The organism is Pseudobacillus wudalianchiensis (assembly GCF_001685015.1).
Taxonomy (GTDB): Bacteria; Bacillota; Bacilli; order Bacillales; family Domibacillaceae; genus Pseudobacillus; species Pseudobacillus wudalianchiensis.
On record NZ_MAYT01000010.1, the window covers coordinates 1 to 13,477 of the forward strand.

Consider the following 13,477-nt stretch of genomic DNA (forward strand, 5'->3'; position numbering starts at 1 on the left):
GTATTTTGTTCAGTTTTCAATGTTCAATTTAAGCTCGTCGCAATCAAGCGACTTTATCATCTTATCAAGTTTTAGATGAAAAGTCAACAACTTTTTTATCTTTTTTTAGTAACTGTTGTTTTCATCAGCAACGTTTTCTAATATACCAAGTTAGCAAGAAACCGTCAATACCTTTTTTTAAAAAATAGTAGTGGGTGTAAAACATGAAAAGCAGCACGACTCGAATGCGTGCTGCTTACCCAATGATCCATAGTTGTATAATGGCTAAGGAAACTACCCCCGCAATCCCTAAAATGCCAGCAATAGCAGAAGTAACAAAATTGATTGGTACGTGCAAGCCATAGTCCCCGCTAAATGAATTCAGCAAAAAAAGGAAGCATGCACCAACCGATAGTTTAATGAAAAGAATCCCCATTAACTTTAACGGTGATGCTGGTGATGACATACTCGCTATTAGACTGATCAGCAAAATAAAAAGGATTACACCTCCAGCAATATACAAAGGCCTCTCTCCTATTCTCTTAATGAAGTTTGTCCACATTTCAAGAATATGAAAAAGTTTATTGTTTTATGCTGATGTTTCTTTTTCTCGCTTCTCTAAATAGGAAGAAATAGCGCGCTTCATACATTTTTGTTTGAGCGGCAAGCTCCTCGTTTGGTTCAAAGCTCAAGCGCAGCAATTCACGATGTTTAAACCATTCTTTCCTGGACTTTTCCAGCAGTTGAATCAGTTGATCATTATAAGCCGCTTGTAACTTGGCTTTCTTTCGGAAAAACATCTTTTTATACTTCCCTTCTGCCTTCAAGTGCTTTAGAAAGGGTTACTTCATCAGCGTATTCCAAGTCACCACCGACTGGCAAACCGTGGGCAATACGGGTAACCCGAATACCGGTTGGTTTTAATAGACGGGAGATATACATGGCTGTCGCTTCTCCTTCAATATTTGGATTCGTCGCTAAAATAACCTCGTTAATCGTTTCATCTTGTAGCCTTTTTAAAAGATCCGGCACATTAATATCTTCTGGACCGATTCCTTCCATTGGAGAGATAGCTCCATGGAGTACGTGATAAAGACCGTTGTACTCTTTCATTTTTTCCATTGCAATTACGTCTTTAGGATCTTGAACAACACAAACAACACTGCGATCACGCCGTTCATCCTCGCAGATAGCACACGGATCTTTATCTGTAATATGTCCACATACGGAACAATACGTCAGGTCTCTTTTAGCATTGACGAGCGCTTTAGCAAAATCGAGAACGTCTTCTTCCTTCATATCTAAGACAAAAAACGCCAGACGGGCCGCTGTTTTTGGCCCGATGCCTGGCAATTTCATAAAGCTGTCAATCAGCTTAGTTATCGGTTCAGGATAATACATAATTTATAAAACCTCCTAGAAAGGAAGGTTCATCCCTTTTGTAAATTGGCCCATTGTCTTGTTTGTTTCTTCATCCACTTTTTTAAGTGCATCGTTTGTGGCTGCAAGTACCAAGTCCTGGAGCATTTCTATATCATCGGGATCTACTGCTTCCTCTTTAATTAAAACATCTACAACTTCTTTTTGGCCTGAAATTTTAACTGTGACCATTCCGCCTCCTGCTGTGCCTTCAAATTCTTTTGCAGCAAGCTCTTCTTGTGCTTCCGCCATCTTTTTTTGCATCTTTTGCATTTGCTTCATCATATTTTGCATATTTCCCATTCCACGCATCTTCATCATCCTCCAAGTTATTAGTCTTTAACTTCAAGCAGGTCCTCTCCTACAAGTTTTAATGCTTCTGCAATCAAAGGGTCCTCGCTCTGCTCAGCTTCTTGCTCATTGCTGTCTGCTTTCTGTGTTTTAATGAAATTCTTCCTGATGGTAAGCCACGCCTCTTCCGGTACGCAGACAACCTGGTATGTGTTTTCTGCTAGTTCCTGAAGTATAGAAGAAATAGTATCGATAAAGCGCTTATTTTCAGACGCCATTTGGCAATGAATTTCATATTTAAACTTTAACACGAAAGCTTCCTTAGAAGCAGCTACAGGCTCAGCATCATTTAGTAAAGCCGCTTGTGAACGCATTTGCCGCTGCCCTAAAATATCGAGCATCTCTCCCCAGCGGCTCTTAATAAGCTGAATATCCTGTTTCGTTGCTTCAGACAGCACCTTTTCAATTTTAGCAGCGGGTGCTCTGAATCCGTTTGAAGAACGCGCTGGCCTTCTTGAAGGCGCTTGCGCATCTGCTTGTTCTGCCTGCTGAATAGGCTGGCTTCTTAATTGCTGAATTTCTTTTTCAAGCGCCTGAATACGGCCAATTAGCTCTTGTACTTCCGGCATATCTACAGATGCTCTTGAAGAACGCCGCTGACAGATCTTTACCAGTGCTACTTCCATATATATTCTGGCGTGGTTACTGAATTTCATTTCTTGTTGAGTTTCATTTAGTATATGAATGTACTCATAAATGCTTTCCAGCTCCATTTTTTCCGCAACAGAAACAAATACTTCATCAATCATAACCCGTGCAAGCGATTCTTCAAGATGAGGGGCTGTCTTGTAAAGCAGCATATCCCGAAAATAAAGCACAAAGTCTTCAGCAAAACGAGCAGGGTCTTTCCCTTGCATTAATAATTTTTCTAAAATCGCAAGAGCAGCCGCCGTATCTTTTTCCAGTATTGCTTCGGCAAGCTCATTAAGCATTCCCTGACCGACAGCTCCCGTAACCGTTAAAGCATCCTCTTCCGTTAATTGATCATCGCTATAGGATAAAGCCTGATCAAGAAGGCTTAGGGCATCACGCATACCGCCTTCCGCTGCGCGGGCAATAATCGGCAGTGCCTTTTCATCGTATGCTAATCCACTCTCCTTCATGATCAGCTCCATACGTCCGACGATCGACTGTGAAGTGATTCGCTTAAAATCAAAACGCTGACATCGGGAAATAATCGTTAAAGGTATTTTATGAGGTTCTGTTGTTGCCAATATAAACATGACATGTCTTGGGGGCTCTTCTAATGTTTTTAGAAGAGCATTAAAAGCCCCCGTAGAAAGCATATGAACTTCATCGATAATATACACTTTGTATCTTACCGCACTCGGCGCATATTTCACCTTATCGCGGATATCACGAATCTCATCTACGCCGTTATTAGAAGCAGCATCTATTTCAATAACATCCTGGATCGAACCGTCTGTAATCCCTCGACAGGAAGCACATTCATTACATGGTTCTGCCGTTGGTGCCTGTTCACAGTTTACTGCTTTTGCTAAGATTTTGGCCGCGCTCGTTTTTCCGGTTCCCCGCGGTCCAGAAAATAGATAGGCATGGGATATTTTTTGCTGCAGGAGGGCATTTTGCAAGGTTTTAGTGATATGTTCTTGTCCAACAACATCGATAAAACTTTGCGGTCGCCATACGCGATATAATGCCTGGTAGCTCATTTTCTCCCTCCTCTTCCGCTATTTCTCTAAATAATATTATACCTTATCCGAATTTGCTTTTTCAAAGTTCTCATAAAAAAACTCATCCCAAATGGATGAGTTGTTTCATTTCATAATTTAATTTAACTGCCGTGCACCTTCCGTCGACTTCTAACCATAAGCGTTACTCAAGCAGTTAGCTCGATCCAGGCTGCCCTGCGGCACATGAGAGAGTCCACTTAATGCTGCTTCCTTCCGGACCTGACATGGTTCATGGGTTCCCATTGCGCAGGACCCGAATGTCAACACCACTTACTTAAGGCAGACCCTACAGTATAGCAAGCCTCGGGAAGGGATTCAGTCCCGCTAGAGCGGATTGCGAGTACAGGGCACCGCTACCTCCCCACCTAGCACGGCAAGATTGATACCATATAGTTAAGGTGCCGAAAATGATTTTCTCATTTACCTGACACAAAATTTATTATACCTCTTTCAAGGTAAAAAAGCAATATATATACTAGGTAAATCTAATTCCTATTTTTAGTAGTTTTTAGTTAACAAGTCTTGGACGACAGTTTCATTTATTCTTCCTCTTCTGCCGTCTGCTCCTTCATTCGTTTTTTCTCTTCTTTCTTTTTCTTCCGAAGCTCTCGAAAAAAGTTAGACAGCATATTGCCGCATTCTTCTTCAAGTACTCCTGAGACGACTTCACTTTGATGATTAAAACGGCTATCTTCTAATAAATTCATCAGGGTGCCTGCACAACCTGCCTTCGGATCTTTCGCCCCATAAATCACACGCTCAACCCGTGACAAAATAATAGCTCCGCTGCACATCGGACAAGGCTCTAAGGTGACATAAAGTTCAGCTTCTTCGAGACGCCAAGAACCTACTTTTTGACATGCTTTTTCAATGGCCAACAGCTCGGCATGCGTAATCGCATTCTGGGTTGTCTCCCGTAGATTATAAGCAGAAGCAATTACTTCTCCGTTTAAAACAATGACCGCCCCAATTGGCACTTCTCCAAGGGACTCGGCTTTCTTTGCTTCTTCAATCGCAAGCTTCATATAAAATTCATCATTTTTTTTCATAAATCCGGCTCCTTTTAAGCGAAATGGGGTAAAAATGACGGTAGAGAAAAAGGAGGAAGTACACATATGGCAGAGTTAAGCAAAAAATATGCTTTATTAATAGTTGATTTAATCAATGATTTTGATTTTCCCCGGGGAGATTTACTTGCTGCTAATACAACAGAAATATGTCCTTCTATAGTAAGGCTAAAAACATTTTGTAAGCAACAGCAAATCCCCGTTATTTATGTAAATGATCATTATAGTCTTTGGAAAGCTGACTTAAACACTATTATAGGGCATGCGATAAATAATCGCAGCGAGCCTATTATACAACAGATTAAACCTGAATCTGATGACTACTTTTTAATTAAACCTAAACACTCTGGCTTCTATGGAACAGCTTTGAACACACTTTTACGCCAATTGGACGTAGATTCAGTCATCATTACTGGGATAGCCGGTAATATCTGCGTATTTTTCACAGCTAACGATGCTTATATGAGAGAATATACCATCTATGTTCCTGAAGACGCTATTGCTTCAGAAACAGTAAAAGACAATCATTATGCACTTGAAATGATGCGAACCGTATTGAAGGCTGATACGAGGAAGGTAGACCAATTTATTGAAGAATATTAATCACAATAAAAAAATCCACCGCTTCACAGAAAGCAGTGGATTTCATTATCTCCAATTTATGCGCTTGTTATCAATAATGGCGGAGGAAGAGGGATTCGAACCCCCGCGCGGTTTAACCCGCCTGTCGGTTTTCAAGACCGATCCCTTCAGCCAGACTTGGGTATTCCTCCGTATCGACAAGAATTAATTTATCATACATTTCTTTAGGATGTCAACATTCTTTTTAAAAATGTAAGGACGTTCATTTTAATCATACTACGTTTATTGTCTAAAGCTTATATGACTAGACAGTATAAAGCCAGAAGAGAAATGTTCTCTTCTGGCTTTGTCATTTAATGAGTGATTCTTTCTTGTCCTCTCATATAAGGACGAAGCACTTCAGGAATCACAACACTGCCGTCTTCCTGTTGATAATTTTCTAAAATAGCAGCAACCGTACGGCCAATCGCCAATCCAGATCCATTTAATGTATGAACATGTTCGGGTTTACTGTTTTTCTCGCGACGGAAACGGATGTTCGCCCGGCGCGCTTGGAATGCTTCAAAGTTACTGCAAGAAGAAATCTCACGATACGTACCCTGTGTTGGAATCCATACTTCAATGTCGTATTTTTTCGCCGCTGTAAATCCTAAATCACCCGTACACATACTCATAACACGATAAGGCAGCTTTAACAATTGCAGTACTTTCTCTGCATGGCTTGTTAACTTTTCAAGCTCGTTATAAGACTCTTCTGGTTTTACAAAACGTACAAGCTCAACTTTATTGAATTGATGCTGACGAATTAATCCGCGTGTGTCTCGGCCGGCAGAACCTGCTTCAGAGCGGAAATTCGTGCTGTATGCTGTGTAAGCAATTGGCAGTTCTTCAGCGCTCAGAATTTCATCGCGATGATAGTTCGTTACAGGTACTTCTGATGTTGGGATTAAGAAATAATCTTCTTTTTCAATTAGAAAAGCATCTTCTTCGAATTTTGGCAGCTGACCAGTGCCTGTCATACTCGCTCTATTCACTAGGTATGGCGGCAGCATTTCTGTGTATCCATGCTCTTCTGTGTGAAGATCAAGCATAAAGCTAATCAGCGCCCGCTCAAGCTTTGCTCCCATCCCTTTATAGAAGACAAAGCGGCTGCCCGTTACCTTGCCGGCCCGCTCAAAATCAAGAATGTCCAGTTCATCAGCAATTTCCCAATGAGGCTTCGCTTCGAAGTCAAATTGAGGAGCCTCTCCCCATGACCGGACTTCAATGTTATCATCTTCCGTTTCTCCAACTGGTACGCTTTCGTGCGGGATGTTAGGGATCGTTAGCAATAGATGATTTAATTTTTCTTCTACTTGATTGAGCTCCTCGTCTAACTCTTTAATGCGGTCGCCCACTTCTCGCATCTCTTTAATTAAATGATCGGCATCCTGTTTTTCCCGTTTTAATTGAGCTACTTGCTGAGAAACACTATTTCTTTTGCTCTTCAGTTCCTCTGCTTCTACAAGCAATTGACGGCGGCGCTGATCTAATTCTTCAAAATTGTTCAGAGCAGACAAATCCTCGCCTCGATGCTGTAAACGATTTTTTACTTCTTCAAAGTTGCTGCGTAAAAATTTAATGTCTAACATAATGGGGGTTCCTCCTTTTAATTTTTTGCATACAAAAAACCCGTCCCCTAAAAAAGGGACGAGTTATACCCGCGTTGCCACCCTAGTTGAAAGCTCTTTGCTTTCCACTCGAAAAAATAACGGTTTTACCGTAAACGCCTACTAAAAAACTCGTTCAGCGTTTCTCTCAAGGACGGATTCACAAGCGTATTCCTCCGGTTCGCACCACCCACCGGCTCTCTGATCGAATGATCACCTGTTACTGCTTCCTATCATCGATTTTTGTATAAAATTGATATAAATTAATGTACTACATTCTGTTCGCCGGTGCAAGCCTGCTAAAAACAACCTATATAAAAACGCGGAAAAGAAAAACTTTTCCGCGTTTCAGGCTGTTGTCAAACCTCTTCAGAATGACAGTGTGGAATATAAGCTTTCCCTACACTCTCAAACGTGTGTTAATTTCGCTTGCTCTGCCATTTGAACAAAATACTTTGTAATGCTATGATCGTCCGTTAATTCTGGATGGAAAGAACAAGCTAAGAAATTACGATCTCGAGCAGCAACGATCCGTCCTTCATATTCAGCAAGGACTTCTGTTCCTTCTCCAACCGATACAATGTGAGGAGCACGGATGAAAACCGCTGTATACGAGTCAGCAATCCCCTCAACTGATAAATTTGTTTCGAAGCTTTCTCTTTGCCGTCCAAAGGAATTGCGCTCTACCGTAATGTCCATCAAGCCGATATGCGGTTCATCGTAGCCAACAATATGATTTGCGAGCATAATCAATCCGGCACATGTGCCAAACATCGGTTTTCCTTGGCGTCCAAATTCCCTGAGCGGTTCCATAAATCCGTATCGATCGACAAGCCGGCGCATCGTTGTACTTTCACCACCCGGAAGAATTAAACCGTCGAGCGCTGCCAATTGTTCTACTTTTTTTACAACGATCCCTTCAGCGCCTGATGCCTCGATTGAGCGGATATGTTCACGAACAGCTCCTTGAAGTCCTAATACACCGATTTTTAACATATGATCCGCTCCTTTTATTACCAGCCGCGGTCTTGCATGCGAGCTGCTGGCTCTAATGTAGAAATTTCGATTCCTTTCATGGCCGTTCCAAGATCTTTTGAAAGTTCCGCAATCAATTTATAATCCTGATAGTGTGTTGTCGCTTCTACGATTGCTTTTGCAAATTTTGCTGGGTTGTCGGATTTGAAGATACCGGATCCAACGAAAACACCGTCTGCTCCGAGCTGCATCATAAGAGCCGCATCCGCTGGAGTAGCTACTCCGCCTGCTGCAAAGTTAACGACCGGAAGACGGCCTTCACGTTTGATTTGTAAAAGTACTTCGTATGGAGCTCCTAATAATTTTGCTTCTGTCATTAATTCATCTTCATTCATGTGAACAACCTTGCGTAATTGCGCATTTACTTTACGGATGTGACGAACGGCTTCAACAATATTTCCTGTGCCCGGCTCTCCTTTTGTACGAAGCATCGCTGCCCCTTCACCAATACGACGAGCCGCTTCACCTAAATCACGGCATCCGCAGACGAATGGAACCGTGAAATCACTCTTCAACAAATGGTACTCTTCATCAGCTGGTGTTAATACTTCGCTTTCGTCGATATAATCAACACCCATTGCTTCTAATACCCGTGCTTCTACAATGTGACCGATACGTGCTTTTGCCATAACTGGAATGGTAACAGCCTGCATGACTTCTTCCATGATACGCGGATCTGCCATACGTGCTACCCCGCCTGCTGCACGAATATCAGAAGGCACACGTTCTAAAGCCATAACGGCTACGGCTCCAGCCTCTTCAGCAATCTTTGCTTGCTCTGCATTTACCACGTCCATGATGACGCCGCCCTTTTGCATTTCTGCCATTCCACGCTTTACACGATCTGTACCTGTATTCATTCTCTTCTCCCCCTGTAACTGTTTTGGTAAGTGTTTATTTTCCCAAATACACATTTTTTTCACTAGTTCAAAAATTTTATGTATTGCTTAAATATTAATAAACACGAAAAATCACCTTCTGTCAAGAACAGAAGGTGATTTTTATTAAAACCAACCAGTTATCGTATCAATTGCTGCTGTCCAAATCCCAGCAAAGAAGCCGCCAATCGCTCTCATTGAGAGCACAAACCAATTTGCTTTTTCGACTGTTTCAGCCGCTACCATCGGCACTTCCGCTTGATTTTTATCTTTATGGGCAACATATTTTAATTCAGAGCCTTTTTGAGGAGTTAGGGTTACAAAACCAACCACTTTACCTTTTTTTATAGGAGCTTGGACTTTTTCTGAACTCTCTTTTTCCGAACCTTTTATTCTAAACGAATTATTAAAGTTCGCCTTTTCACCTTTTTTTACGTATACAGCTAACGAATCCCCAGCCTTAATTGCTACTTGTTTTTCTTTTCCTTTATTTACAGGAGCCGATTCATATCCTTTTACTGTAGCACCTTTCTTAACAACCTCTTTACGGTCGAATTCATTGAAGCCATAATCGAGCAGCTTTTTCGTTTCTGTAAAACGAGCTTTATGGTTTCCTTTTCCTTTATCATCAGTAGCATCCATTACGACACTGATCAATTTCTTGCCATCTCTTTCAGCTGTTCCTGTAAAGCAATAGCCCGCAAAATCTGTAGATCCCGTCTTTAACCCAGTCATTCCTTCATAGCCAAATACTAAAGATGGGAGCATCCAGTTCCAGTTTTCCATGTTCGTTTCATCATCTGTACCTTCACGGAACTTTTTCTTCGTAATACTAGCTGTTTCTAGCACTTCCGGATACTCTTTAACTAGATGATAAGCTAATGTAGCAGTAGTTTTAGCTGACATCATATTTTCATCCTTCGCACTGCCTGGGCTTGGATGCATTCCTTTTAAATCTTTGTTGCTTAACCCTGATGCATTGACAAATTTATACTTTTCTAAGCCAAGTTCTTTTCCTTTTTTATTCATTAATTTCACAAAATTTGCTTCAGATCCAGCAATCGTTTCTGCCAGTGCAATGGTGGCCGCATTAGCAGAATAAATAGTCATCGCTTCGTACAATTCCCGAACATTATACTTTTCTCCTAAACGAAGAGGCACGTTAGACAAACCACGATCTTGTGAAATTTTATAGACGTATTCACTAACCGTATATTCCTGATCCCACGACACTTTTTTCTCTTTAATTGATTCTAATAACAAATATTCTGTCATCATTTTCGTCATACTGGCGATACCAAGCATTTTGTCGGCATTTTTCTCATAAAGTATTTGTCCAGTCTCTGAATCAATTAATATAGCAGCAGCAGCATTGACCTTTAGAGATTCTTCCGCCTGTACGCTCGGACGTGGCTGCCAAAGACCTGCCACTAGTAGTAAGCTGAGCATAAAAGCGATCCCTTTTTTGAACATTTGATTCCTCACTAATAAACCCTCCATCTTTTATTCACACATTCGTTATTGTATCATAAACGACTTTTAGAAATATAGAAGAGAAATGGCTCAGTTTTTGCCTCTAAAAGCAAAAAAGCTGTGCAAAAGGAAGAATTTCCTTTTGCACAGCTGATGACTTTAAGATAAAGAATAGTTAGGTGCTTCTTTCGTAATTTGTACATCATGTGGATGGCTTTCTCTTAGTCCAGCGCCTGTCATACGAATGAATTGAGCATTTTCACGTAGGTCTGTAAGGGTTTCTGTCCCACAATAGCCCATGCCGGCACGCAGGCCGCCAACTAACTGGTAAATTGTTTCAGAAACAGGTCCTTTGTAAGGGATCCGTCCTTCAATGCCTTCTGGAACAAATTTTTTCGCATCCTCTTGGAAATAACGGTCTTTTGACCCTTTTTCCATAGCACCAACGGAACCCATGCCACGGTATACTTTGAATTGCCGTCCTTGGTAAATTTCAGTTTGGCCTGGGCTCTCTTTCGTTCCTGCTAATAAGCTTCCAAGCATAACAGCATGTCCGCCTGAAGCGAGTGCTTTTACGATGTCACCTGAGTACTTAATGCCACCATCCGCAATAATAGCCTTTCCTTGTCTGCGCGCTTCTGTAGCACAGTCATAAATAGCTGTAATTTGCGGAACCCCTACCCCTGCTACAACGCGTGTTGTACAAATAGAACCAGGTCCAATTCCTACTTTTACAACATCTGCTCCAGCGTCAAATAATTCTTTTGTTGCTTCAGCCGTTGCTACATTTCCAGCAATAATATTTAAGTCAGGGTAAGCAGCTCGTATTTCTCTTACCGTATCGATTACTCCTTTTGAGTGTCCATGCGCTGTATCCACTACAATAGCGTCTACATTCGCTTTTACGAGCATCTCGATACGTTTCATTGTGTCTTTCGTTACACCTACTGCTGCCCCTACCAAGAGACGTCCTTGGCGATCTTTTGCAGACTTAGGGAACTCAATCACTTTCTCAATGTCCTTGATTGTAATTAAACCCTTTAATTTACCTTCTTCATTCACTAATGGAAGCTTTTCGATTTTGTATTTTTGAAGAATCTTTTCAGCCTCTTCCAAAGTCGTACCCGTTGGAGCTGTGACAAGATCCTCTTTTGTCATAACATCTTTAATAAGAATAGAGTAATCTTGGATAAAACGTAAATCACGATTAGTTAAAATGCCAACGAGCCTTTGTTCTTCCTCATTATTTACAATTGGTACACCGGAAATACGGTATTTGCCCATTAAATGTTCAGCATCAAAAACTTGGTGCTCTGGTGTTAAAAAGAAAGGATCTGTAATAACGCCGCTTTCTGAACGTTTTACTTTATCTACTTGTTCAGCTTGCTGTTCAATGCTCATGTTTTTATGAATAATTCCTAAACCGCCTTGGCGAGCCATTCCAATCGCCATTTCTGCTTCCGTTACGGTATCCATTCCGGCACTGATAAGAGGAATGTTTAACTTCAACGTATCTGTTAATGCGGTTTGCAAACTAACATCCTTTGGTAAGACGTCGGACTTAGCAGGTACTAACAATACATCGTCGAACGTCAATCCTTCCTTTGAAAACTTATTTTCCCACATTTTATGAGCCTCCTGGTCGAAAATATTATTAGTAGGTTATCAATTGGACAAAATACTGTCAAGGTATGTTCAATATGTTAGACTTTTTAGAATATTTGGAGGTCTCTATGAATAGTCAACTTTTTCATCAAATAGATCCTTTGTTGCCTTATCAAAATACAGAGGATGCAAAAAAGTTTTTGCAAGCGTCCTACCGCTCCCTTGCCTTGTCTAACGCTGAGGAAGCTGCTTACCATAATTGCGCTCGCTTTATATATAGTTTGGAACATGGCAGCGTTTTTTTAAGACAGTCAGCTCAATCCCCACTATCCATTCAGCCTGTTCTTATTTTTTATGGGCTAAGTCATTATATTAAAGCTTGTTTATTAACAGTTGACCCTGCTTATCCGGCTACTGTTCACGTACTAGCCCATGGACTCTCAACAAGGAAAAGAAAAAAACAAAATTACTCTTTTTTAAAAGATGAAGTTCGTACCCAGCGCAACGGGCTATTCGGCCATTTTAGCGAAAAAATGTTTCACATGGAACATTTAGAAGGTTTTAAGTTAAACATGAATGATTTACTTATGCAAATTCCAGAAGTAGCCCATATCTTCTCTTTTCAAGCAGCTGAGCGGCCTTTTCATTCACTTCAACAGGTCAGTTCTAGTGTCTATCATTTACCGGCGCAATTATTAGATGACTATCAGATGACAGAAAATCGCCTATCTGACTTTCTTGAACAGAAAACAAACGGAAAGATCACAATAGAGACGAGTCACAAAAATAAACTGGTATTGAAAGTTCCTGACGAGACACCGCCAGCACCATGCCGATTTGATATAGCAGCAAACCAATGGTTTTTTTCCCGTCGAAAAACACCTGAAGCCTTTTATCCAGAACTGTTAGTGTATTACACACTGCTTTATAATCTTAGTATGATTGCCAGATATGAAACAGAATGGTGGTATGAATTGTTAAAGCATGCTCCGGGAAAAGAGTTTTCTCTAATTAAGCAATTTCTACACATTTCCCAATATAAAATCCCACTTTTAATTGAGCAATTTTTAGATAAAGGTAGAAGCTAACACCTTTTTAAAAACTCTTGATTACAATAATTTTTGAAGATCGTCTTCTATTTTTAAGGGAGAGGTTTTCGGTGCATATCGGCTCACGACGTTTCCTTCACGGTCTACTAAAAACTTAGTGAAGTTCCACTTAATTGTTCCAGTGAATAATCCTGATTGTTGGGCCGTTAAGTAGCTGAACAATGGATGAATATCCTTACCTTTTACGTTTGTTTTATAGAACATAGGAAAAGTGACACCATAGTTAAGCTGACAAAATTCGATAATTTTTTCTTGTTTCTCAAACTCTTGCTTCATAAATTCATCGCTTGGAAAACCTAACACAGTAAATCCCTGGTCTTTATATTTCTCATATAATGATTGTAGTTCCTTAAACTGTGGAGTAAAGCCGCATTTACTGGCTGTATTGACAATTAATAATACTTGTCCTTGGTAATCAGCCATGGAAGCCTCCTGGCCTTCACTATTGGTTACATGGATATCATAGATAGGGTTCATTTGAATCCTCCTTTTATGGGGTTATACACCTATTGTAGCTTGCCTATGGGATAAATGACAAAAAAGAGGAGTTTGGGGAAGAGAAGGAATTTATTTTTATGTAAAAACAAAAAAAAGAACAGCATTTAGCTGTTCTTTTTTCAGGTGCCTGGCAACGTC

At 40.7% G+C, this 13,477-nt stretch carries 14 protein-coding genes, 1 tRNA gene, 1 other RNA gene and 1 other annotated feature; of the genes, 2 read left to right on the forward strand and 14 right to left on the reverse strand.

Annotated features, from left to right (window positions below; translation table 11 throughout):
• Window positions 1-235 precede the first annotated feature (235 nt).
• The 7 genes from A8F95_RS07850 to tadA all read right to left on the reverse strand — a co-directional run bounded on the left by A8F95_RS07850 (window position 236) and on the right by tadA (window position 4,492).
• Entirely contained in the window at window positions 236-502 is a 267-nt protein-coding gene (locus A8F95_RS07850; RefSeq protein WP_245671203.1) for a pro-sigmaK processing inhibitor BofA family protein, read from the reverse strand.
• Window positions 503-560: 58 nt separating this feature from the next.
• Entirely contained in the window at window positions 561-779 is a 219-nt protein-coding gene (locus A8F95_RS07855; protein ID WP_065410021.1) for a YaaL family protein, read from the reverse strand.
• Between the two features lie 4 nt (window positions 780-783).
• Entirely contained in the window at window positions 784-1,380 is a 597-nt protein-coding gene (gene recR / locus A8F95_RS07860; protein ID WP_049665989.1) for a recombination mediator RecR, read from the reverse strand.
• Window positions 1,381-1,395: 15 nt separating this feature from the next.
• Window positions 1,396-1,710: a YbaB/EbfC family nucleoid-associated protein gene (locus tag A8F95_RS07865; protein WP_065410022.1), complete on the reverse strand. Its 315-nt coding sequence runs from the start codon at window positions 1,708-1,710 to the stop codon at window positions 1,396-1,398.
• Window positions 1,711-1,730: 20 nt separating this feature from the next.
• Window positions 1,731-3,422 carry a DNA polymerase III subunit gamma/tau gene (gene dnaX, locus A8F95_RS07870; RefSeq protein WP_065410023.1) on the reverse strand — a complete coding sequence of 564 codons (1,692 nt, stop codon included), beginning with the start codon at window positions 3,420-3,422 and terminating at the stop codon, window positions 1,731-1,733.
• Window positions 3,423-3,551: 129 nt separating this feature from the next.
• Window positions 3,552-3,817, reverse strand: an RNA gene (gene ffs / locus A8F95_RS07875) — signal recognition particle sRNA large type.
• 165 nt (window positions 3,818-3,982) lie between these two features.
• Window positions 3,983-4,492: a tRNA adenosine(34) deaminase TadA gene (gene tadA / locus A8F95_RS07880; RefSeq protein ID WP_065410024.1), complete on the reverse strand. Its 510-nt coding sequence runs from the start codon at window positions 4,490-4,492 to the stop codon at window positions 3,983-3,985.
• A gap of 66 nt (window positions 4,493-4,558) precedes the next feature.
• Between tadA and A8F95_RS07885 the strand changes: the two genes are divergently transcribed.
• Window positions 4,559-5,113: a cysteine hydrolase family protein gene (locus A8F95_RS07885; RefSeq protein ID WP_065410025.1), complete on the forward strand. Its 555-nt coding sequence runs from the start codon at window positions 4,559-4,561 to the stop codon at window positions 5,111-5,113.
• Window positions 5,114-5,190: 77 nt separating this feature from the next.
• Here A8F95_RS07885 and A8F95_RS07890 read toward each other — a convergent pair.
• The 6 genes from A8F95_RS07890 to guaB all read right to left on the reverse strand — a co-directional run bounded on the left by A8F95_RS07890 (window position 5,191) and on the right by guaB (window position 11,753).
• Window positions 5,191-5,283 (reverse strand) — tRNA-Ser (locus A8F95_RS07890).
• Window positions 5,284-5,445: 162 nt separating this feature from the next.
• Window positions 5,446-6,723, reverse strand: coding sequence for a serine--tRNA ligase (serS, locus tag A8F95_RS07895; RefSeq protein ID WP_065410026.1), 1,278 nt, complete (start codon window positions 6,721-6,723; stop codon window positions 5,446-5,448).
• 51 nt (window positions 6,724-6,774) lie between these two features.
• Window positions 6,775-6,987, reverse strand: a binding site (T-box leader).
• Between the two features lie 162 nt (window positions 6,988-7,149).
• Window positions 7,150-7,737 carry a pyridoxal 5'-phosphate synthase glutaminase subunit PdxT gene (pdxT, locus tag A8F95_RS07900; protein WP_065410027.1) on the reverse strand — a complete coding sequence of 196 codons (588 nt, stop codon included), beginning with the start codon at window positions 7,735-7,737 and terminating at the stop codon, window positions 7,150-7,152.
• A gap of 17 nt (window positions 7,738-7,754) precedes the next feature.
• Window positions 7,755-8,636 carry a pyridoxal 5'-phosphate synthase lyase subunit PdxS gene (gene pdxS / locus A8F95_RS07905; RefSeq protein ID WP_065410028.1) on the reverse strand — a complete coding sequence of 294 codons (882 nt, stop codon included), beginning with the start codon at window positions 8,634-8,636 and terminating at the stop codon, window positions 7,755-7,757.
• Window positions 8,637-8,780: 144 nt separating this feature from the next.
• Window positions 8,781-10,127 carry a D-alanyl-D-alanine carboxypeptidase family protein gene (locus tag A8F95_RS07910; protein WP_141676242.1) on the reverse strand — a complete coding sequence of 449 codons (1,347 nt, stop codon included), beginning with the start codon at window positions 10,125-10,127 and terminating at the stop codon, window positions 8,781-8,783.
• Window positions 10,128-10,286: 159 nt separating this feature from the next.
• Window positions 10,287-11,753 (reverse strand): IMP dehydrogenase, encoded by a 1,467-nt coding sequence (guaB, locus tag A8F95_RS07915; RefSeq protein ID WP_065410030.1) that lies wholly within the window; start codon window positions 11,751-11,753, stop codon window positions 10,287-10,289.
• A gap of 107 nt (window positions 11,754-11,860) precedes the next feature.
• On the opposite strand from guaB, the gene A8F95_RS07920 reads away from it, so the two are divergent.
• Window positions 11,861-12,820: a YaaC family protein gene (locus A8F95_RS07920; RefSeq protein ID WP_065410031.1), complete on the forward strand. Its 960-nt coding sequence runs from the start codon at window positions 11,861-11,863 to the stop codon at window positions 12,818-12,820.
• Between the two features lie 21 nt (window positions 12,821-12,841).
• On the opposite strand, the gene A8F95_RS07925 is transcribed toward A8F95_RS07920, so the two are convergent.
• Window positions 12,842-13,318 carry a glutathione peroxidase gene (locus A8F95_RS07925; RefSeq protein ID WP_065410032.1) on the reverse strand — a complete coding sequence of 159 codons (477 nt, stop codon included), beginning with the start codon at window positions 13,316-13,318 and terminating at the stop codon, window positions 12,842-12,844.
• Between the last annotated feature and the right edge of the window lie 159 nt (window positions 13,319-13,477).

What these genes read in the sequence shown, in the direction of transcription:
- A8F95_RS07920 (WP_065410031.1), top strand. Translation starts at nt 11,861, where the DNA reads ATGAATAGTCAACTTTTTCATCAAATAGATCCTTTGTTGCCTTATCAA.
- serS (WP_065410026.1), bottom strand. Translation starts at nt 6,723, where the DNA reads ATGTTAGACATTAAATTTTTACGCAGCAACTTTGAAGAAGTAAAAAAT.
- A8F95_RS07885 (WP_065410025.1), top strand. Translation starts at nt 4,559, where the DNA reads ATGGCAGAGTTAAGCAAAAAATATGCTTTATTAATAGTTGATTTAATC.
- pdxT (WP_065410027.1), bottom strand. Translation starts at nt 7,737, where the DNA reads ATGTTAAAAATCGGTGTATTAGGACTTCAAGGAGCTGTTCGTGAACAT.
- pdxS (WP_065410028.1), bottom strand. Translation starts at nt 8,636, where the DNA reads ATGAATACAGGTACAGATCGTGTAAAGCGTGGAATGGCAGAAATGCAA.
- A8F95_RS07910 (WP_141676242.1), bottom strand. Translation starts at nt 10,127, where the DNA reads ATGTTCAAAAAAGGGATCGCTTTTATGCTCAGCTTACTACTAGTGGCA.
- dnaX (WP_065410023.1), bottom strand. Translation starts at nt 3,422, where the DNA reads ATGAGCTACCAGGCATTATATCGCGTATGGCGACCGCAAAGTTTTATC.
- A8F95_RS07925 (WP_065410032.1), bottom strand. Translation starts at nt 13,318, where the DNA reads ATGAACCCTATCTATGATATCCATGTAACCAATAGTGAAGGCCAGGAG.
- guaB (WP_065410030.1), bottom strand. Translation starts at nt 11,753, where the DNA reads ATGTGGGAAAATAAGTTTTCAAAGGAAGGATTGACGTTCGACGATGTA.
- recR (WP_049665989.1), bottom strand. Translation starts at nt 1,380, where the DNA reads ATGTATTATCCTGAACCGATAACTAAGCTGATTGACAGCTTTATGAAA.
- A8F95_RS07865 (WP_065410022.1), bottom strand. Translation starts at nt 1,710, where the DNA reads ATGCGTGGAATGGGAAATATGCAAAATATGATGAAGCAAATGCAAAAG.
- A8F95_RS07855 (WP_065410021.1), bottom strand. Translation starts at nt 779, where the DNA reads ATGTTTTTCCGAAAGAAAGCCAAGTTACAAGCGGCTTATAATGATCAA.
- tadA (WP_065410024.1), bottom strand. Translation starts at nt 4,492, where the DNA reads ATGAAAAAAAATGATGAATTTTATATGAAGCTTGCGATTGAAGAAGCA.